Below are 19,562 nucleotides of genomic sequence, written 5' to 3'. Positions count from 1 at the left end.
ATGCCCAATCAGGCGTTGTCCGGGATCATACGGTACGTTATCTGAGCGGGAACCCGCGGAACCGGGAAAATCCAAGCATTTCAGGTGTTTTTCGATGCAAGATCACACGTCCGCCTCCTCCCTGGACAACGCTATCGCACTGCAAAAATACGGTGTAGGGCAGCCGGTGCGCCGCAAGGAAGACGACACGCTGGTGCGCGGCAAGGGCAAATACACCGACGATTTCGTGGCTCCCGGCCAGGTCTATTGCTGGATGGTGCGCTCCAGCCATGCCCACGGAATCATCAGGGGGATCGAAACGGCCGCCGCCAGGGCGATGCCCGGCGTGCTCGGCGTCTGGACCGGCAAGGACCTCGAAGCGGCCGGCTACAGCCCCTTCACCTGCGGACTGCCGCTGAAGAGCCGCGACGGCTCGCCGCTGTTGCAGACCAACCGTCCGGCGCTGCCGACCGACAAAGTGCGCTTTGTCGGCGATCCCGTGGCCTTCGTGGTCGCCGAAACGCTGGCGCAGGCGCGGGATGCGGCAGAGGCCGTCGAGCTCGACATCGAGCCGCTGCCCGCCGTGACCGATGCCGCGGAGGCCGTAAAGCCCGGCGCGCCGCAACTCTATGATCACATCCCGAACAACGTCGCGCTCGACTATCACTATGGCGACTCCGCCAAGATCGACGCGGCGTTTGCCGCTGCTGCGCATGTGACCAAACTCGATATCGTCAACACCCGCGTTGCCGTGGTGTCGATGGAGCCGCGCGTGGCGCTTGCGGCCTTTGACAAGGCGGCAGAAAGCTTCACCCTGCAGGTGCCGACGCAGGGCGTCTCCGGCAACAAGGTAACGCTGGCGAAAATCCTCAACGTGCCGAACGACAAGGTTCGCATCCTGACCGCCAATGTCGGCGGCTCCTTCGGCATGAAGAACGTCAGCTATCCCGAATACACCTGCATCCTGCACGCGGCGAAGGCGCTCGGCCGCCCGGTGAAATGGACCGATGAGCGCTCGACCAGTTTCCTGTCCGACAGCCATGGCCGCGCGCAACTCATTCATGCCGAACTGGCGCTGGACGCCGAAGGCAAGTTTCTCGCAGTGCGCCTCCAGGGCTACGGCAATCTCGGCGCCTACATCACCGGCGTCGCGCCGGGGCCGTTGTCGCTCAACACCGGAAAGAATCTCGCCAGCGTCTACCGCACGCCGCTGCTCGGCGTCGACATCAAGACGGTTTTGACCAACACCACGCTGATGGGCGCCTATCGCGGCGCCGGCCGGCCCGAGGCCAACTACTACATGGAGCGGCTGATCGACCGCGCCGCCGACGAGATGGGCATCAACCCCCTCACGCTGCGCAAGCGCAACTTCATCAAGCCGTCGCAACTGCCGTTCGCAGCGGCCAGCGGCGTCACCTATGACAGCGGCGATTTCGCCGGCGTCTTCAACAAGGCGCTGGAGATTTCCGATCACGCCAATTTTGCCAAGCGGAAGAAGGAGAGCAAGAAGAACGGCAGGCTGCGCGGCATCGCGGTCGGCTCCTATCTCGAAGTGACCGCGCCGCCGAGCGGCGAGCTCGGCAAGATCACCTTCGAGCCTGACGGTTCGGTGAAACTGACGACCGGCACGCTCGATTACGGCCAGGGCCACGCCACGCCGTTCGCGCAGGTGCTCTCCGCACATCTCGGCGTGCCCTTCGAGAAGATCACCATCGAGCAGAACGACAGCGATCTCGTCCGCTTCGGCAACGGCACCGGCGGCTCGCGCTCGATCACGGCGACCGGCCAGGCGATCGTGGAAGCCTCCGCGCTCGTGATCGCGAAGGGCAAGCAGGCCGCGGCGCATCTGATGGAGGCCTCCGAAGGCGATATCGAATTCGCCAGCGGCCGCTTCACCATCGCCGGCACCGACCGCTCGATCGGCATCATGGAACTGGCGCAGCGCGTGCGCGAAGGCAGAATGCCCGAGGGCGCGCCGCTATCGCTCGACGTCGACCATGCCACCAAGGATACGCCGTCGACCTTCCCCAATGGCTGCCATGTCGCGGAAGTGGAAATCGATCCCGAGACCGGCGTCGTGCAAATCGTGCGCTATTTCGCCGTCAATGATTTCGGCACCGTTGTCAATCCGATGATTGTCGCCGGCCAGTTGCACGGCGGCGTGGCGCAAGGCATCGGCCAGGCGCTGATGGAGCAGGTCAGCTACGATTCCAGCGGCCAGCCGATCACCGGCTCGTTCATGGACTATGCCTTGCCGCGTGCGGAAGACATCCCGCCGATGGAAGTCGGTGACCATCCCTCGCCCGCAAAATCCAATCCGCTGGGCACCAAGGGTTGCGGCGAGGCCGGCTGCGCCGGCAGCCTCGTCTGCGTCGTCAACGCGGTGGTCGACGCGCTATCGGACTATGGCATCACCCACATCGACATGCCGCTGACGCCGGAACGGGTGTGGCGCGCGATCCAGGATGCGAAGGCGAAGCAGGCGGCGTGAGGGGCCCACTACTCGCCACACAGAAAACTGTCATCGCCCGCGAAAGCGGGCGATCCAGTATTCCACAGATGTAAGCGATGGAATCGAGAGGCCGCGGCGTACTGGATGCCCCGCCTTCGCGGGGCATGACGATTGGTGGATTGATGGGCCAAGCCTGGTCATTGCCGAGCCGTCTGCTCGCTATTGGTCAGACCTTCTCGACCGCGCCGCCGCTTTCGGCCCAGCCCTTGAAGCCGCCGAGATTGCGCACGTCCTTGTAGCCCATGTCCTGCAAGGTCTTGCCCGCCAGCGCGGACCGGCCGCCGGAGGCGCAGTAGACGATTACGGTTTTTTCCCGATCGAACGCATTGTCATAATAGGGGCTGTCAGGATCCGCCTTGAATTCGAGCATGCCGCGCGAGACGTGTTTCGCCCCCTGAACCTTGCCGGTGCTCTGTAACTCAAGCCCGTCGCGCACATCGACCACCAGGACCTGGCCGCGCTCGATCAGGGCTTTCGCGTCCTGCGGGCTGATCCCTGGAACGGAGCTGGTAGCCGCTGCAAGTAAATCCTTCACTGAACTCGGCATCGTATTCTCCCGTATGCTGTTTTATCGTGGGCACAGATAATGGCGCAGTATGTGGCGAGGCTTGGCCAATAGTGCAATGACCACGGCTCCAGGAAGCTTTGCCGCGACGCTATAGCGCTTGACTAGTGCGTGCATTCTGAAAGGCTTTCGCCAGCCCGCGGGCGTGCCGACAGCAGGAATTTGGGATCGGATTGTGGACGTATTGTCGGAAGTCCTGCGCGTCGTGCGGTTGTCCGGAACGATTCATTTTCGCGCGGAGTTCACGCATCCGTGGGCCATTCTTTCATCCCCGCCGGCACTGCTTGCGGCGCGCCTGCAATCCTCCGAAGGATCGGTAACCCCCTTTCATGTGGTCACCGAGGGCAGTTGTCTGGTGACATCAGGGGCATTGCCTCCAATCCACATCGAAAGCGGCGATGTGATCGTCTTCCCGCGCGGCGATCAGCATGTGATGACCAGCGACCCTGAGCTGGCGCCTGTCCCGATACAGGACATCTATTCGAAGCCCTCCGCAGAGCAGATCACGGTCGTGAATCACGGCGGCGGCGGGCCGCCGGCGCGCTTCATCTGCGGCTTTCTGCACGCCGATCAGCGCTTCGATCCGCTGCTGAAATCGCTGCCGGCGATTCTTTGCGTCCGCTCGCGCGAAGACGCCCTTACGCTTGAGACGCTGGATGGCACCGGAAGGCGTGTGCAGACGATCACGCATCCGCAGGAGAAGGAGTGGTGGCGGGCGTCAGTGCGCTACCTGATGAGCGAAACCGCAACGCCGGGACCCGGTAATCGTGCCGTGCTGGCACGATTAGCCGAGTCGCTCTTTCTCGAACTGCTGCGGTGGCAGTTGCAGTTTGCGACACAGGGCCATGGCGGCGGTTGGCTGGCGGGCCTGTACGATCCCCAGGTGGGTCCCGCGCTCACCCGGCTTCATGCGCAGCCGGAGCGCCCGTGGACCGTCGAAGCGCTTGCAAGGGAAGTCGGAGTCTCGCGGGCGGCGCTCGCCAAACGCTTCGTCGAACTGGTCGGCGAATCGCCGATCCAGTATCTCGCGGGGTGGCGGATGCATTTGGCGCAGCACCTGTTGCAGGACAGCACGCTTGGCGTCGCTGAGATCGCCGGACGCGTCGGATATGATTCCGATGCGGCGTTCAACCGCGCGTTCCGACGAGTGGTCGGCTCGCCGCCCGCGACATGGCGGCAGGCCAGGGAGGAACAGCCTCTCGCAGCGGATGGATTGCCGGGTCAAGCCCAGCAATGACGCGTCGCGCTACGCCGCCGCCTGTTCGCGCGGCTGGTAGATCGCGATGTGGTGGCAATGCGCCAGCGGCGTGTCGCCGTTGGCGACCACCAGCGCATCGAGTTCGACGAAGCGGTGGCCCTTCTTGTCGTAATTGCCGATCACCTTCGCGCGGGCCGTGATCACGTCGCCGGCCTTTGCGGCCGACAAAAGCTGCATGCGGCTGCCGACATGAATCCACGGGCCCAGGATGGCGTTGTCGACCAGCGCCCGGTTCATCACCCGCTGCAGCAGGCCGGGATGACTCAGGCCCTCCCTCGCGTAGATCGGATCGGCTTCCCTGATATCATCAAGATATTGGCGGGCGGCATCGCCCGCCCAGTCCCGCGGTGTGGTGCCGAGCCATTGGCCGACTTCATATGAAGCCGCGTTGACCGGCTTGCGCTCCGCTGCGGCCGCGACCTCCCTGTAGTCGCCGAGCGAGAACGGTGGCGCGGACGCCGGCAATGACGCGGTGCCGGTGGCGCAAAGCTCGCCGCGGCTCTGCACCTCAATCGAAAGCACGCTATTGCTTTCTTCCGCCGTGAGTTCGGCCATCTCGCCGTCATAGACCGGCTTGACGAAACGGGCGTCGATCAGGCCGCGCTCAAGGAAGGGCCGGCCCCATTTTGCGACCGGCAGGTGCATCATATAGGCCATCACGTCGACGCCCGGCACCAGCCCGCCTGAGAATCCGAACCGCTTTGCCACGGTGTCGTCGTGCATCTTGTTTTCGGATTGCTTGGCGGTGTTGAAGGCCTGGACGCGATAGGGTTCGAGCCGGCGGATCATGCTCTCCGGTTTCCTCTGATTTTGTTGTTATTTCTTCGGGTTATCGTACGCGAAGAATGTGCCGTGGCAAGCGTGTTCCAGGCGCTGTTCCCCTCGCATTTTGGCATCTGATGGAGTACCACCCGCGGGCAAGAATACGGAACGAATCCAACTTATGCTGCCTGACGCAAACCTGACCCGCATCTATGTCGATGCCGACGCCTGCCCGGTGAAGGACGAGATCTATCGCGTCGCGACCCGGCACCGCCTGCCGGTCAGCGTGGTCGCGGGAAATTTCATCCGCGTGCCTCAGGATCCGCTGATTGAGCGCATCGCCGCAGGTTCCGGAATGGACGCAGCCGACGACTGGATCGCCGAGCGCGCGGGAAAAGGCGACATCGTCATCACATCGGATATCCCGCTCGCCAGCCGCTGCGTGAAAACGGGAGCCGAGGTGATCGCGCCGAACGGCAAGCCGTTCACGGAAGCGTCGATCGGCATGACACTGGCGGTGCGCAACCTGATGACCGATCTGCGCTCGTCGGGCGAAGTAACCGGCGGCCCAAGGTCGTTTGCCCCGCGCGATCGCTCGGCCTTCCTGTCCGCGCTCGACCAGGCCATCCGCCGCATCCAGCGCCAGCGGGCGCAGCAGCCTGTGCCGAACCAGGGCTAAAACGATGGCGCCACCGCTGATCCAGTTGAAGGATATAAGGCTGACGTTTGGCGGCACGCCGCTGCTGTCGGGCGTCGAACTGTCGGTGTCATCGGGCGAGCGCGTCTGCCTGATCGGGCGCAACGGCTCCGGCAAATCGACGCTGCTCAAGATTGCCGCCGGCCTCGTCGAGCCCGATGGCGGCAGCCGCTTCGTGCAGCCGGGCGCCACCATCCGCTATCTGCCGCAGGAGCCTGATTTCGGCGACCACAAGACGACGCTGGCCTACGTCGAGGCAGGCCTCGGCCCGGGCGACGATCATTACCAGGCGCGCTATCTCGTCGAGCAGCTCGGGCTTTCCGGCGATGAAGACCCCGCGCACGTCTCGGGCGGCGAGGCCCGCCGCGCGGCGCTGGCACGCGTGCTGGCGCCCTCGCCCGACATCCTGCTCTTGGACGAGCCGACCAACCATCTCGACCTTCCGACCATTGAATGGCTGGAAAGCGAACTGGCGAGCCGCCGTTGCGCGCTTGTCCTCATCAGCCACGATCGCCGCTTCCTCTCCAATCTGTCGCGTTCGACCGCCTGGCTCGATCGCGGCCAGATCAGGCAGATCGACCGCGGCTTCTCCGCGTTCGAAGCCTGGCGCGACGAGGTGCTGGCGGAAGAAGAGCGCGACCAGCACAAGCTCGACCGCAAGATCGTCAATGAAGAGCACTGGCTGCGCTACGGCGTCTCCGGCCGTCGCAAGCGCAACGTCAAGCGGCTCGGCAATCTGCACGCGCTGCGCGACCAGCGGCGCAATTATCGCGGCGCGACCGGGAATGCCAATCTCGCCGCGGCGGAAGCCGACAAATCGGGCAAGCTCGTCATCGAGGCCAAGAACATCAGCAAGGCCTATGGCGACCGCAAGATCGTCGAAGGTTTTTCGATCCGCGTCCAGCGCGGCGACCGGATCGGCATCGTCGGGCCCAACGGCGCCGGCAAGACCACGCTGGTCCATCTGCTGGTCGGCAACGATCCGCCGGACAGCGGCTCGCTGCGGCTCGGCGCCAATATCGAAATGGCGACGCTCGACCAGCACCGCGAAAGCCTCGATCCAAAATCGACGCTGGCCGAGGCCATGACCGGCGGCCGCGGCGACCACGTCATGGTCGGCGACAAGCCCAGGCATGTCATCGGCTACATGAAGGATTTCCTGTTCGCGCAGGAACAGCGCGGCACGCCGCTGGAAGCGCTCTCCGGCGGCGAGCGCGGCCGCTTGATGTTGGCGCGCGCGCTGGCAAAGCCGTCGAACCTGCTGGTGCTGGACGAGCCGACCAACGATCTCGATCTCGAGACGCTTGACGTGCTGGAGGAAATGCTCGGCGACTACGAGGGCACCGTAATCCTGATCAGCCACGACCGCGATTTCCTCGATCGGGTGGTGACGTCCGTGATCGTGCCCGAGGGGAACGGCCGCTGGATCGAATATGCCGGCGGCTACACCGACATGCTGGCCCAGCGCGGCGAGGATTTGACGCGGGAGGCGCCAAAGGCACCAGCGACGGTTGAAGAAAAGAAAGAGGCCAAGGCTGCCACCCCTTCCGCGGCGCAAAAACGCCGGTTGAATTTCAACGAAAAACACGCGCTGGAAACCCTTCCGAAGACGATCGCAAAGCTGCACGCCGAGATCGCGAAACAGCAGAAGCTGCTTGACGATCCCGACCTCTACGCCAAGGATCGCAAGAAGTTCGACGCGGCCTCCGCCGCGATGGCGAAGGCGCAGGAAGAGCTTTCCGCTGCCGAAGACCGGTGGCTGGAGCTTGAAGTTTTGCGCGAAGAGATAGAGCAGGCGTAGGATGGGTGGAGCGCAGCGATACCCATCGCCACACGCACTGGCATTGATGGGTATCGCTTCGCTCCACCCTTCCTACGGGTTCATACGATTTTCAACAGAGAGCAGAGCATGACCACCCCCCTCGCCGCAAAAATCGCCCGTGAATACGGCACGCCCTGCGCAGTGATCGACATGGACCGCGTCGAGCGCAACATCGCGCGCATCCAGGTGGCCTGCGACACGGCCGGCGTTGCCAACCGGCCGCACATCAAGACCCACAAGAGCCCGCTATTGGCGCAGATGCAGGTCGCGGCCGGCGCCAAGGGCATCACCTGCCAGAAGCTCGGCGAGGCCGAAGTGATGGCGGAGGCCGGGATCGACGACATTTTGATCAGCTACAATCTGATCGGTGAGGAAAAGATGGCCCGCCTCGCGGCGCTGCAGGGCAAGGCCAACATGACGGTCGCGGCCGACAATTCGACCGTGATTGCCGGCCTGCCGCAGGCCGCCGCCGCGTCGGGACGTCCACTCTCGGTCGTGGTCGAATGCGATACGGGCCGCAAGCGCGCCGGTGTCGAAACCCCGACTGAGGCCATTGCGCTGGCGCGCGAGATCGCGGGCTCCAAGGGACTACAGTTTGCGGGCTTCATGCTGTACCCGACCGAAACCGGCTGGGGCGAAGCACAGAAATTCTTCGACGAGGCGCTGGCCGGTGTCCGTGCGCACGGGCTCGATGCGACGATGGTTTCGACCGGCGGCTCGCCGAACCTGAAGAACCTCGGCAAACTCAAGGGCGCGACCGAGCATCGTCCCGGCACCTATATCTACAACGACCGCATGCAGGTCGCCGCCGGCGTCGCCGAATGGGACGATTGCGCTCTCAATATCTATTCCACCGTGGTCAGCCGCGCCGGCCCGGACCGCGGCATCCTCGACGCCGGCTCGAAGACGCTGACCTCAGATCCCGGCGGCGGGCTCGACGGTTACGGGTTGATCCTGGAGCACCCAGAAGCGAAGATTGCACGCTTCGCCGAAGAGCACGGCTTTCTCGATCTGGCCCGCAGCAACACCAGGCCTGCCGTCGGCGACGTCGTGCGGATTGTGCCCAACCATGTCTGCGTCGTCGTCAACATGATGGACGAGGTGGTGATGGTGCGCGGCGATGAGATCATCGGGACGCTGCCGGTCGCGGCACGGGGGAAGCTGCGGTAATGCATCCGCCCACTACCGTCATTGCGAGGAGCGAAGCGACGAAGCAATCCATTCCTCCGCTTGTGCTGATATGGATTGCTTCGCTTCGCTCGCAATGACGTGGTTAGATTTTACGCTCCAGCCACTTCAGCGCACCCCGCCCCGCTGCTGCGCCCGTCGCGAACGACGCCTGCAGGAGATAGCCGCCGGTTGGCGCTTCCCAGTCGAGTATCTCACCCGCCGCGAACACGCCGGGCAAGCGGCGGAGCATGAAAGCGTCATCGAGTTCGTCGAACGATATTCCGCCCGCGGTGGAAATCGCGCGCGCGATCGGCGACATACTGTTGAGCTGCACGGGCACCGCCTGGATCAAACGGGCAAGATCCGCTGGGGAAAGCGAAGCTAGCGACATCCCGGATGCTTTGGCGGCCTCCTGCAACAGCCCGATGGCGACGGGAGAGAGATTTGCTGCCTTGCGGAGGAAGTTCGAGAAGGACTGTTTGCGCTTCGCAGCCGACAATTTCGCGGTCAGTTCTCCGATCGCCGCGTCGGGACGCAAGGCGATGTTCAGCGTGGCCTGTCCATCGCGCAGGATCGCCTCGCGCAACTCGGCCGAGAGTCCATAGATCGCGCCACCTTCGATGCCGCTGCGGGTGATGATGGCTTCACCGCGTACCGTATGCTGGTCGAATGTCAGTGCCACGGCCTTGAGCGGCTGGCCTTCAAATCGATCGCGAAAGATGTCGGACCAGGAGACGGTGAAGCCGGAATTCGCTGGCCGCAGCGGCGATATATGCACGCCTCTAGCCGCAAGAATCTCCACCCATGCGCCATCGGAGCCCAGCCGCGGCCAGCTTGCGCCGCCGAGCGCCAGCACGGTCGCGCGCGGCTCGACAACGCGCGGTCCATCCGGCGTTTGAAAGCGCAGATGCCCCTGCTCGTCCCAGCCGGTCCAGCGGTGACGCAGCACCAAACGCACGCCCATCGAGTCCAGCCGCCGCAGCCACGCGCGCAGCAAGGGCGAGGCCTTGAACGCTTTCGGAAACACCCGGCCGCTGGAGCCGACAAATGTCTCCTGCCCCTGCGCTTCGCTCCAGTCGCGCAACGCTTGCGGCGGAAACGCCTCGATGGCGGCTTTCAAATGCGGCGTTGCCTCGCGGTAGCGGGCGAGGAACTGCGACAATGGCTCGCTATGCGTGAGGTTCAGCCCGCCTCGCCCGGCCATCAGGAACTTGCGGCCGGCGGAAGGCATCGCGTCGTAGACGGTGACGTATGCACCGCCTTGCGCGAGCACTTCGGCGGCCATCAGGCCGGCAGGGCCGGCGCCGATGACGGTGATTTTTTTGGAAGGCGATGACATGGGGCGAATGTAGGCCGAATTGACCGTGCGTAGGGTGGGCAAAGCGAAGCGTGCCCACCATTATCACCAGCATCGCGGATGCATGGTGGGCACGGCGCAAGTGCGCCTTTGCCCACCCTACGCACCGGCTTTGCGCTACAGCTTGATCCCGGCCCGTGCGGCCGCTTGTGCCACATACTTCTGCGTCTGCTCGAACGCGCCCTGCAGCGCCTTGGCTTTCGAGACATCGTCGATCTCGGCGAAATGTGCCGCGATCGCGTCCGGCGTCCAGTCGGACTGGGCTAAGTTGATGCCCTCGGTCTCGATGATCTTGATCACCGCGAACGAGCCCGCGCCGGCGCCCATGATGGTGCGGGTCGGAGCGTCCTCGCTGAGCAGGTACTCCACCGCCGGCGTAATTGCCTCGGGGCGCATCAAGGCCAGCGCCTGCGGCGGCAGCAGCTCTTCCGTCATCCGGGTCGCCGCGGTCGGCGAGATCGTGTTGACGCGGATGTTGTTCTTGCGGCCTTCCTCGGCCAGCACGTTCATCAGGCCGACCATTCCGGCTTTGGCTGCGCCGTAATTGGCCTGGCCGAAATTACCGAACAGGCCCGACGACGAGGTGGTCAGGACGATGCGGCCGTAGTTGCGCTCACGCATGCCATCCCACACCGCCTTGCAGCAGTAAAACGTACCGACGAGATGGACGTCGAGCACCTTGGCAAAGTCGGCGACGTCCATTTTTGCGAACGACTTGTCGCGGAGAATGCCGGCGTTGGCGCACAGGAGATCAACGCTGCCCCATTCCTTCGTAGCCCGCTCGACCATCGCCGTGACTTGTCCGAACTTCGAAACGTCCGCACCGTCGGCCATCGCCGTGCCGCCGGCTTTGCGGATTTCTTCGACCACGGCTTCGGCCGGCGTCGGCGAGCCGCCGGTGCCGTCGCGCGCGCCGCCGAAATCGTTGACCACCACCTTGGCGCCGCGGCTCGCGAGCCCCAATGCATGCGCCCGTCCCAAACCATTGCCCGCGCCCGTGACGATAGCGACGCGTCCGTCAAACCTGATTGCCATCCGAAATTCCTAGTTCTTCTTCCCTTCTCCCCTTGTGGGAGAAGGTGGCGCGGACGAAGTCCGTGCCGGATGAGGGGTCTGTCGCCGCGGAGAGAGACCCCTCACCCGGCTTCATCTCGCTCCGCTCGATTGCGCCACCCTCTCCCACAAGGGGAGAGGGTAAGGCCGCAGCGCGCGATTGACAGTTTTTGAGCAGCGATGGATGGCCGGGTCAAGCCCGGCAATGACGGGCTGAAAGATCACGCGAAATAGATCAGCCCGATCCAGTCGGCTACCAGCGCGGGCTTATCCTCGCCCTCGATTTCGACGGTCACGTTGGTGCGCGACTGCAGCTCTTTCGGCTTGCGCAGCTTGGCCTCCATGAGCGTAAAGCGGCCGCGGACGCGCGAGCCGGCGCGGACCGGCGAGAGGAAGCGCAGCTTGTCGAAACCGTAATTGACGCCCATCGCCGTGCTTTCGATGACGGGCATGACCTCATAGGACATGATGCTCATCAGGGACATCGTCAGGAAGCCATGCGCGATGGTGTTGCCGAACGAGGTTTCCTTCTTCGCCCTTTCAGGGTCGACATGGATGAACTGATGGTCCTCGATCACATCGGCATAAACGTTGATGCGGTTCTGGTCGATCAGGTGCCAGGACGACACACCGATCTCCTTGCCGACCATGGCCTGATAGGCCTCAAAGGAGACCGGCGGCTTCTTCCAGACTTCATTCATTGATTAACTCTCCAGCCCCGCGGTCCGCACCTTCTGCAGTTCCGGGAATTCTTCTTCGCGGAACTCGGCCCCGCGCAACGCATCGCTCCGATTATTCTCATGTTCGAGCCGGCGCAACTGCACGCGGCGGATTTTGCCGGAGATCGTCTTCGGCAGTTCCGTCACCAGCTCGATTTTGCGAATGCGCTTGAACGGCGCAAGGCGTGTGTGCAGGTGCTTGAAGATCGACAGCGCGGTTTCCGGTGAACGCTCCACGCCCGATACCAACAGCACATAGGCCTTCGGGATCGCGAGCCGGATCGGATCGGGACTTGGGACGACCGCAGCTTCGGCTACCGATTCATGTTCGAGCAAAACGCTTTCCAGCTCGAACGGACTGATGCGGTAGTCGGAGGATTTGAAGACGTCGTCGGAGCGGCCGACGAAAGTGAGATAGCCCTCGTCGTCGGCAAACACCACGTCGCCGCTGCGGTAGAGATCGCCGTCCGCCCCGTTCAGTTTGCCGTCTTCGCCCTGATATCCCTGCATCAGGCCCGCGGGACGGTCGGCGCCGAGCACCAGCGTGACCTCGCCCTCTTTGGTGACGTGGCCGTCGCCGTCGGTGATCTGCACGCGGTAACCCGGCAGCGGGCGGCCCATCGAGCCGACCTTGACTTTCTGACCCGGCGAGTTGCCGGCGAGCGCGGTAGTCTCGGTCTGGCCGTAACCGTCGCGGATGGTGAGGCCCCACGCCGCCTTCACCTGGTCGATCACTTCGGGATTGAGCGGCTCGCCCGCGCCGCAGACCTCGCGCAGGCTTACCTTGAAATCCGCGAGCCTCTCCTGGATGAACAGCCGCCACACCGTCGGCGGCGCGCACAGCGTGGTGACGCCGCAGCGACCGATGGTCGCGAGCAAGGCTTTGGCATCGAAGCGCGGCTGGTTGACCACGAACACGGTGGCGCCAGCATTCCATGGCGCGAAGAAGCAGCTCCAGGCATGCTTGGCCCAGCCCGGCGAGGAAATGTTCAGATGCACGTCGCCTGGCTGCAGGCCGAGCCAGAACATCGTCGACAGCGCGCCGACTGAATAGCTGCGCTGGCTGTGCCGCACAAGTTTCGGTTTTGCCGTGGTGCCCGAGGTGAAATAGAGCAGCATCGGATCGTCGGCGTTGGTCGGACCGTCAGGCACGTACTCCTCCGACGCACTCGCGGCCTGCTCGAACGGCAGCCAGCCGTCGTGCTTCGACGCCGCGCCGACCACGATCCGCACCAGATTGTCGCTGCCGAGGCCGGCAAACTTCGCAACCTGATCCTGCGAGGCCACCACAACCCTCGCCTTGCCGCGATCGAGCCGGTCGCGCAATTCATCCGGGGTCAGCAGCGTGGTCGCGGGGATCACGACCACGCCGAGCTTCATCGCTGCCAGCATCGTCTCCCACAGCGGCACGACATTGCCGAGCAATAGCAGCAGATGGTCGCCGCGCTTCAGGCCCTGCGCGCGCAAAAAATTCGCGACCTGGTTGGAACGACGCGACAGTGTCGCGAAGGAAAGTTTCGTCTCCCTGTTGCCGGGATCGACGATCCAGAGCGCGGTACGGTCCCGGCTGTCGGCATTCTCAGCAAGTTCCGCATCGAACCAGTCCAGCGCCCAGTTGAAGGGACCAGGGTCCGGCCAGCGAAACCCCTTCACAGCCGCATCATAGTCGGTGCGGTGCTTGAGCAGAAAGGCGCGCGCTTCCTGGAATGTCGTCATCAGGTCCCCGTTATTTCCCGGCGAGGCTCCTAACGTGCTGGATAATTCCGGAAAAATCCACCCCGCCATGGCCGGCGGCGTCGAAGGCCTTGTAGATCTCCTGCGCGTGCTTGCCGAGCGGTGTCACGGCGCCGGCGGCGTTGGCCGCGTCCTGCGCCAGCGTCAGGTCCTTCACCATCAGCGCCGAGGCAAAGCCCGGCTTGTAGCCGTTGTTTGCGGGCGAGGCCGGCACCGGGCCCGGCACCGGGCAATAGGAAGTGAGCGCCCAGCATTGGCCCGAAGAGGTCGAGGCGACATCGAACAGCGCCTGATGCGACAGGCCCAGCTTTTCTGCGAGCGCAAAGGCCTCGCCGACACCGATCATGGAAATGCCGAGGATCATGTTGTTGCAGATCTTGGCCGCCTGTCCCGCGCCGGCGCCGCCGCAATGGACGATCTTCTTGCCCATGTTCTCCAGCGCGGGCTTCGCCGCCGCAAAGGCCTTCTCCTCGCCGCCGCACATGAAGGTCAGCGTCGCACCCTTGGCGCCGCCCGTGCCGCCCGACACCGGCGCGTCGACCGAGAGCGCGCCGTGCTTCGCAGCGAGCGCATGCGCCTGCTTGGCGCTCTCGACGTCGATGGTCGAGCAATCGATGATCAGCGTGCCCTTGGTCATGACAGGGACGACTTCGTTCCAGACCGAAAGCACATGCTTGCCCGCGGGCAGCATGGTGATGACGACGTCCGCGCCCTTGACGGAAGCGACCGAACTCTCGGCGATCGTGGCGCCGTCGGCCTTGGCCTGATCGCGCGACGCCGCCACCAGATCGAACGCGGTGACCTTGTGGCCGGCCTTGACCAGATTGGCCGCCATCGGCCCGCCCATGTTGCCGAGGCCAATGAATGCGATATTTGCCATCTCGAATCCTCCGCTTTGAACTTTTCTGCTTTGATCAGGGAAATTTCAGTTCGTCCGCGCCGATCTCGGCGAAATAAGGCGCGACCATTTCCGGCGTCACATCTTCGATCCGCGGCGGCGACCATTTTGGATTGCGGTCCTTGTCGATCACTGCGGCGCGCACGCCCTCGCGAAAATCGTCGCTGGCAAACACTTCCAGCGCGGCGCGATATTCCCGCACCAGGCATTCCTCCAGCGAGCGGGCCGTACGCGCCAGCCGCAGCAGTCTCAGCGTCACCACCATGCCGCGCGGCGACTTTTCGTTCAGCGTCTTCAGCGTCGCCTGTGCGAGATCCGAACCGTCGCGTTGTAGAGCCGCGATGATGGCTTCCATCCGGTCGTGCGCGAACCAACGATCGATCTCGTCCTGCGTCGCCGCGACGGGACCTGCGGTCTCGCCGGTGGCAAATCCCGCGATCAGGGCTTTAACCTCCGCCGAGGTAATCCCGTCGCGAACCTTGGTGAGAGCCTCGCGCAAGGCAGGCAGTTTGGCCGATGGCACGACGGCATCGGCAAAGCCGGCATGGATCGCGTCCGGGCCATTCATGATCTGCCCGGTCAATCCGAAATAGGTGCCAATCTCTCCGGGCGAATGCGACAGCAGCCAGGTGCCGCCGACATCGGGGAAGAAGCCGAGGCCGACCTCGGGCATGGCCAATTTCGTCTTGTCGGTGACGACGCGATGGCTGGAATGCGCTGATAGCCCGACGCCGCCGCCCATCACGATGCCGTCCATGAAGGCGACGTACGGTTTCGGGAATTTCTTGATGCGGGCGTTGAGGATGTATTCGTCGCGCCACAGGACCTTGCCGAGATCGCCCTTCACTTTCGAGCTTTCCCAGAGCGCGCGGATATCACCGCCGGCGCACAGGCCGCGCTCGCCCGCGCCTTCCAGCAGGATCACGGCGACGGCAGGATCGGCCTCGAACGCATCGAGCGCCTTGTCGATGTCGTGGAACATCTCCAGCGTCACGGCATTGATGGCCTTCGGCCGGTTCAGGCGGAGGATGCCGGCCGAACCTTCCTTGCGCGCGATCAGGTCGCCTTCTGCAACAATCGCATCCGTCATCGCGCGCCCTCGATCATCTTGCGCGACACGATCAGCCGCATGATTTCGTTGGTCCCTTCCAGGATCTGGTGCACGCGCAGGTCGCGCACGATCTTCTCAATACCGTATTCGCTGAGGTAACCGTAGCCGCCATGCAGTTGCAGCGCTTGGTTGGCGACCTCGAAACCGACGTCGGTGCCGAAGCGTTTTGCCATCGCGCACAGCATGGTGGCGTCGGTATCCTTGCGGTCGAGGGCGGCGGCGGCACGCCAGACAAAAGTCCGCGCCGCCTCCAGTTCGGTCGCCATGTCGGCGAGACGGAACTGCAGCGCCTGGAATTCATCAAGGCGCTTGCCGAAGGCTTTTCGCTCCTTCATGTAGGCGAGCGATTTTTCGAGCGCGCTTTGCGCGCCGCCGAGCGAACATGCGGCGATGTTGATACGGCCACCGTCGAGCCCGGCCATTGCGATCTTGAAGCCGATGCCCTCTTCGCCCAGCCGGTTTTCGACCGGCACGCGCGCGTTCTCGAATATCACCGCGCGGGTCGGCTGCGCATTCCAGCCCATCTTGCGTTCGTTGGCGCCGAGTGAGAGCCCGGGCGTGTCGCCGTCGATCACCAGCGTCGAGATGCCGCCGGGCCCGTCGCCGCCGGTCCGCACCATCACGACATAGAGGTCGCCGCCGCCGGCGCCGGAGATAAACTGCTTCTGGCCGTTGAGCACATAGTGATCGCCGTCGCGCACCGCGCGGGTGCGGAGCGCCGCGGCGTCTGAGCCGGAGCCCGGCTCGGTCAGGCAATAGCTCGCCAACAGTTCCATGGTGCAGAGCTTCGGCAGCCATTTCTGCCGCTGGATGTCGTTGCCGTAGGCGTCGATCATCCACGAGGCCATGTTGTGGATCGAGATGTAGGCCGACACGGTCGGACAACCGGTCGCCAGCGCCTCGAAGATCAGCGCGGCGTCGAAGCGGGTCATGCCGGAGCCGCCGACATCATCGCGGATATAGATCCCGCCCATGCCGAGCGTGGCCGCTTCCCGCATCACGTCGACAGGGAAATGCTTCTCCTCATCCCAGCGCAGCGCATGCGGTGCGATTTTCTCCGCGGCGAATTCGCGCGCCATGTCGCGAACCGCCGTCTGGTCCTCATTGAGAGCGAACTGCATTCTGGGCTGCTCATTCTTCTCGTCTTTGCGAGGAGCGAAGCGACGAAGCAATCCATTCTTCCTTTTCGCGGCAATATGGATTGCTTCGCTGCGCTCGCAATGACGGCCTGGGCTACACCATCAATTCATCGTCGGGATCGAGAACTCAGCGCCTTCCTTGACGCCGGACGGCCAGCGCGAGGTGATCGTCTTGGTCTTGGTGTAGAAGCGGATCGAATCCGGACCATGCTGGTTGAGATCGCCGAAGCCGGACTTCTTCCAGCCGCCGAAGGTGTAGTACGCAATCGGCACCGGGATCGGCACGTTGATGCCGACCATGCCGACGTTCACCTTGGCTGCGAAGTCCCGTGCGGCATCACCGTCGCGGGTGAAGATCGCGACACCGTTGCCGTAATCATGGTCCGATGGCAGCGCCAGCGCTTCCTTGTAGTCGTGGGCGCGCACCACCGAGAGCACCGGACCAAAGATCTCTTCCTTGTATATCCGCATGTCCTTGGTGACGTTGTCGAACAGGCAGCCGCCCATGTAGAAGCCGTTTTCATAGCCCTGCATCTTGAAGCCGCGGCCGTCGACAGCGAGCGTGGCGCCTTCCTTGATGCCGATATCGACATAGTTCCTGACGCGGTCGAGCGCTTCTTTCGTCACCAGCGGACCGTAATCGGCGGAGGGATCGATCGAGGTGCCGATCTTCAGGGATTCGACGCGCGGGATCAGCTTTTCCATCAGCCGGTCGGCGGTGGGCTTGCCGACGGGCACCGCCACCGAAATCGCCATGCAGCGCTCGCCGGCCGAGCCGTAGCCCGCGCCGATCAGCGCATCGACGGTCTGGTCCATGTCGGCATCGGGCATGACGATGGCGTGGTTCTTGGCGCCGCCAAAACACTGCGCACGCTTGCCGGTGGCCGCCGCGCGCTCATAAATATATTGCGCGATCGGCGACGAGCCGACGAAACCGACTGCCTTGATGTCGGGATCGTCGAGAATGGCGTCGACCGCTTCCTTGTCGCCGTTGACGACATTGAGGACGCCGGCCGGCAAACCCGCCTCGATCATCAATGCAGCCAGCATCATCGGCACGCCGGGATCGCGCTCCGACGGCTTCAGGATGAAAGCGTTGCCGCAAGCGATCGCTGGCGCGAATTTCCACATCGGGATCATCGCCGGGAAATTGAATGGCGTAATGCCGGCGACCACACCCAGCGGCTGCCGCATCGAATAGATGTCGATGCCGGGGCCGGCGCCCTCGGTGTATTCGCCCTTCATCAGATGCGGAATGCCGCAGGCGAATTCGACGACCTCAAGCCCCCGCTGGATATCGCCCTTGGCGTCGGGAACAGTCTTGCCGTGCTCTCGCGCCAGCAGGTCGGCGAGCTTGTCGTAATCGCGCTGTGCAAGTTCGAGGAACTTCATCATCACGCGCGCGCGGCGCTGCGGATTGGTGTTGGCCCACTCGACCTGTGCAGCCTTCGCGTTTTCGACGGCGGCGCGAACCTCGGCTTTGGACGCCAGCGCTACCTTGGCCTGGACGTCGCCGGTCATCGGCTCGAAAACGTCGGCCGTCCGCCCGGAAGTGCCCTTGACCTCTTTGCCGCCGATGAAGTGTCCGATTGAGCGCATGAATAATCTCCCTGAGAGCCGAGCCTTGGTCGAACCGAGGCTCTAAACTATGTTCTGACGCGTTTTCTTCACGCGAACCGGCACCCACCCCGGATCAAGTCTGGGGCAGGCTTTCGCGCGAAAACGCTATGGAGCCCTTTTTGACCCGCATTTCTTAGGATACAAGTCCGATATATTGCACCATAGATGTGCGGAAATGCTGGATCAAGGCACCAAGACGATCGACTGGGATGACTTCCGTTTTGTGCTGGCGATCGTGCGGGGCGGATCGGTTTCGGCTGCCGCCAAGCAGCTATCGGTCGATCATGCCACCGTGATCCGCCGGGTCGATCGGCTGGAACGGCATCTTTCCGCAAAACTGTTCGATCGCCGCAAGACCGGATACCTCCTGACCGAGGCCGGCCAGAGGGTTGCCGACAGCGCGGAGGCGATGGAATCTACCATCGTCGCCAACCAGGAGGCGGTCGGCGGCTCGCGCGCGCATCTGACCGGCACCGTGCGGATCGGCGCGCCTGACGGCTTTGGGAGCCACTTCCTGGCTGCACGGCTGGTGAAATTCACCGAGCGGTATCCCGATCTCGACCTGCAGCTCGTCGCCACCGCGCGCCTGTTCAGTCTGTCGAAGCGCGAGGCCGATATTGCGATCAGCCTTTCGATGCCCAAGGAGGGCCGGATCGTTGGCCGCAAGCTGCTCGACTACAGCCTCGGCCTCTATGCCGCGCCGGCTTATCTCGACGGCGCGCCCGCGATCAGGAGCCGCGGCGACCTGCCGGAGCATCGCTTCGTCGGCTATATCGAGGAACTGCTGTTCACGCCGGAACTGGACTACCTCCCGCAGGTTTCGCCAAAGATCTCGGCCAAATTCCGCAGCGCCAATCTGATCGCGCAGCTCAATGCCACCATCGCAGGCTTCGGCATCGCCGTGCTGCCCCACTTCATGGCGACGGCGCATCCCGAATTGCGCCCTGTGCTACCCGATGAGGTCAGGATCTCGCGCACGTTCTGGGTGCTGATGCACGCCGACAGCAAGGATCTGGCCCGGATCAGGGCTGTCGCCGATTACATCCACGAGACGGTAGAGAGCGAACGCGCGCTGTTCGGCGGAAGGTGAGGATCGGGGCACAAATCCATCGTCGTCCCTGCGAAAGCAGGGACCCATAACCACAGGCGTTTGTTGTTGCGCGAAA

16 protein-coding genes are annotated in these 19,562 nt (G+C 63.8%); 6 read left to right on the top strand and 10 right to left on the bottom strand.

The window, feature by feature from the left end:
- The first annotated feature begins 94 nt into the window (after positions 1-94).
- Complete coding sequence (locus GWE18_RS03855) at positions 95-2,470, top strand: xanthine dehydrogenase family protein molybdopterin-binding subunit (protein WP_275184447.1); 2,376 nt, start codon at positions 95-97, stop codon at positions 2,468-2,470.
- 187 nt (positions 2,471-2,657) lie between these two features.
- Here GWE18_RS03855 and GWE18_RS03850 read toward each other — a convergent pair whose 3' ends face one another.
- A complete protein-coding gene (locus GWE18_RS03850; RefSeq protein ID WP_057855268.1) occupies positions 2,658-3,038 on the bottom strand; it encodes a rhodanese-like domain-containing protein in 381 nt (126 codons plus the stop codon).
- Between the two features lie 193 nt (positions 3,039-3,231).
- On the opposite strand from GWE18_RS03850, the gene GWE18_RS03845 reads away from it, so the two are divergent.
- Positions 3,232-4,293, top strand: a complete 1,062-nt coding sequence (locus GWE18_RS03845) for an AraC family transcriptional regulator (RefSeq protein WP_275184446.1) — start codon at positions 3,232-3,234, stop codon at positions 4,291-4,293.
- A gap of 9 nt (positions 4,294-4,302) precedes the next feature.
- Here the strand turns inward: GWE18_RS03845 and GWE18_RS03840 are convergent, their stop codons facing one another.
- Entirely contained in the window at positions 4,303-5,103 is an 801-nt protein-coding gene (locus tag GWE18_RS03840; RefSeq protein WP_275184445.1) for a hypothetical protein, read from the bottom strand.
- Between the two features lie 154 nt (positions 5,104-5,257).
- Here GWE18_RS03840 and GWE18_RS03835 point away from each other — a divergent pair, with 154 nt between their 5' ends.
- The 3 genes from GWE18_RS03835 (at position 5,258) to GWE18_RS03825 (ending at position 8,765) form a co-directional block, all read left to right on the top strand.
- Positions 5,258-5,755, top strand: a complete 498-nt coding sequence (locus tag GWE18_RS03835; RefSeq protein ID WP_275184444.1) for a YaiI/YqxD family protein — start codon at positions 5,258-5,260, stop codon at positions 5,753-5,755.
- A 4-nt stretch (positions 5,756-5,759) separates the two neighbouring features.
- A complete protein-coding gene (locus GWE18_RS03830) occupies positions 5,760-7,574 on the top strand; it encodes an ATP-binding cassette domain-containing protein (protein ID WP_275184443.1) in 1,815 nt (604 codons plus the stop codon).
- 108 nt (positions 7,575-7,682) lie between these two features.
- Complete coding sequence (locus GWE18_RS03825; protein ID WP_275184442.1) at positions 7,683-8,765, top strand: D-TA family PLP-dependent enzyme; 1,083 nt, start codon at positions 7,683-7,685, stop codon at positions 8,763-8,765.
- Between the two features lie 103 nt (positions 8,766-8,868).
- Here GWE18_RS03825 and GWE18_RS03820 read toward each other — a convergent pair whose 3' ends face one another.
- The 8 genes from GWE18_RS03820 to GWE18_RS03785 form a co-directional block, all read right to left on the bottom strand.
- Positions 8,869-10,104: a TIGR03862 family flavoprotein gene (locus tag GWE18_RS03820; RefSeq protein WP_275184441.1), complete on the bottom strand. Its 1,236-nt coding sequence runs from the start codon at positions 10,102-10,104 to the stop codon at positions 8,869-8,871.
- Between the two features lie 135 nt (positions 10,105-10,239).
- Positions 10,240-11,157 carry an SDR family NAD(P)-dependent oxidoreductase gene (locus GWE18_RS03815; RefSeq protein ID WP_275184440.1) on the bottom strand — a complete coding sequence of 306 codons (918 nt, stop codon included), beginning with the start codon at positions 11,155-11,157 and terminating at the stop codon, positions 10,240-10,242.
- A gap of 239 nt (positions 11,158-11,396) precedes the next feature.
- On the bottom strand, positions 11,397-11,876 hold the full coding sequence (locus GWE18_RS03810; protein WP_275184439.1) for a MaoC family dehydratase: 480 nt from the start codon (positions 11,874-11,876) through the stop codon (positions 11,397-11,399).
- A gap of 3 nt (positions 11,877-11,879) precedes the next feature.
- Positions 11,880-13,610: an AMP-binding protein gene (locus GWE18_RS03805; protein WP_275184438.1), complete on the bottom strand. Its 1,731-nt coding sequence runs from the start codon at positions 13,608-13,610 to the stop codon at positions 11,880-11,882.
- 10 nt (positions 13,611-13,620) lie between these two features.
- The gene (gene mmsB / locus GWE18_RS03800; RefSeq protein WP_275184437.1) at positions 13,621-14,508 is read right to left on the bottom strand and encodes a 3-hydroxyisobutyrate dehydrogenase; all 888 of its coding nucleotides are present in this window, start codon (positions 14,506-14,508) and stop codon (positions 13,621-13,623) included.
- A gap of 34 nt (positions 14,509-14,542) precedes the next feature.
- Positions 14,543-15,616 carry an enoyl-CoA hydratase/isomerase family protein gene (locus tag GWE18_RS03795; RefSeq protein ID WP_275184436.1) on the bottom strand — a complete coding sequence of 358 codons (1,074 nt, stop codon included), beginning with the start codon at positions 15,614-15,616 and terminating at the stop codon, positions 14,543-14,545.
- Entirely contained in the window at positions 15,613-16,758 is a 1,146-nt protein-coding gene (locus GWE18_RS03790; RefSeq protein WP_275184435.1) for an isobutyryl-CoA dehydrogenase, read from the bottom strand. Before GWE18_RS03790 ends, GWE18_RS03795 begins: the two co-directional genes overlap by 4 nt.
- Positions 16,759-16,878: 120 nt before the next feature.
- Positions 16,879-18,375, bottom strand: a complete 1,497-nt coding sequence (locus GWE18_RS03785; protein WP_275184434.1) for a CoA-acylating methylmalonate-semialdehyde dehydrogenase — start codon at positions 18,373-18,375, stop codon at positions 16,879-16,881.
- Positions 18,376-18,571: 196 nt separating this feature from the next.
- Between GWE18_RS03785 and GWE18_RS03780 the strand changes: the two genes are divergently transcribed.
- A complete protein-coding gene (locus GWE18_RS03780; protein ID WP_275184433.1) occupies positions 18,572-19,486 on the top strand; it encodes a LysR family transcriptional regulator in 915 nt (304 codons plus the stop codon).
- Positions 19,487-19,562: the final 76 nt, after the last annotated feature.

Origin of the sequence: Bradyrhizobium sp. CSA112 (genome assembly GCF_029051645.1) — a bacterium.
GTDB lineage: Bacteria > Pseudomonadota > Alphaproteobacteria > Rhizobiales > Xanthobacteraceae > Bradyrhizobium.
The sequence above is the reverse complement of the archived record's forward strand: the minus strand, read 5'-3'. Positions and strand labels throughout refer to the sequence as shown.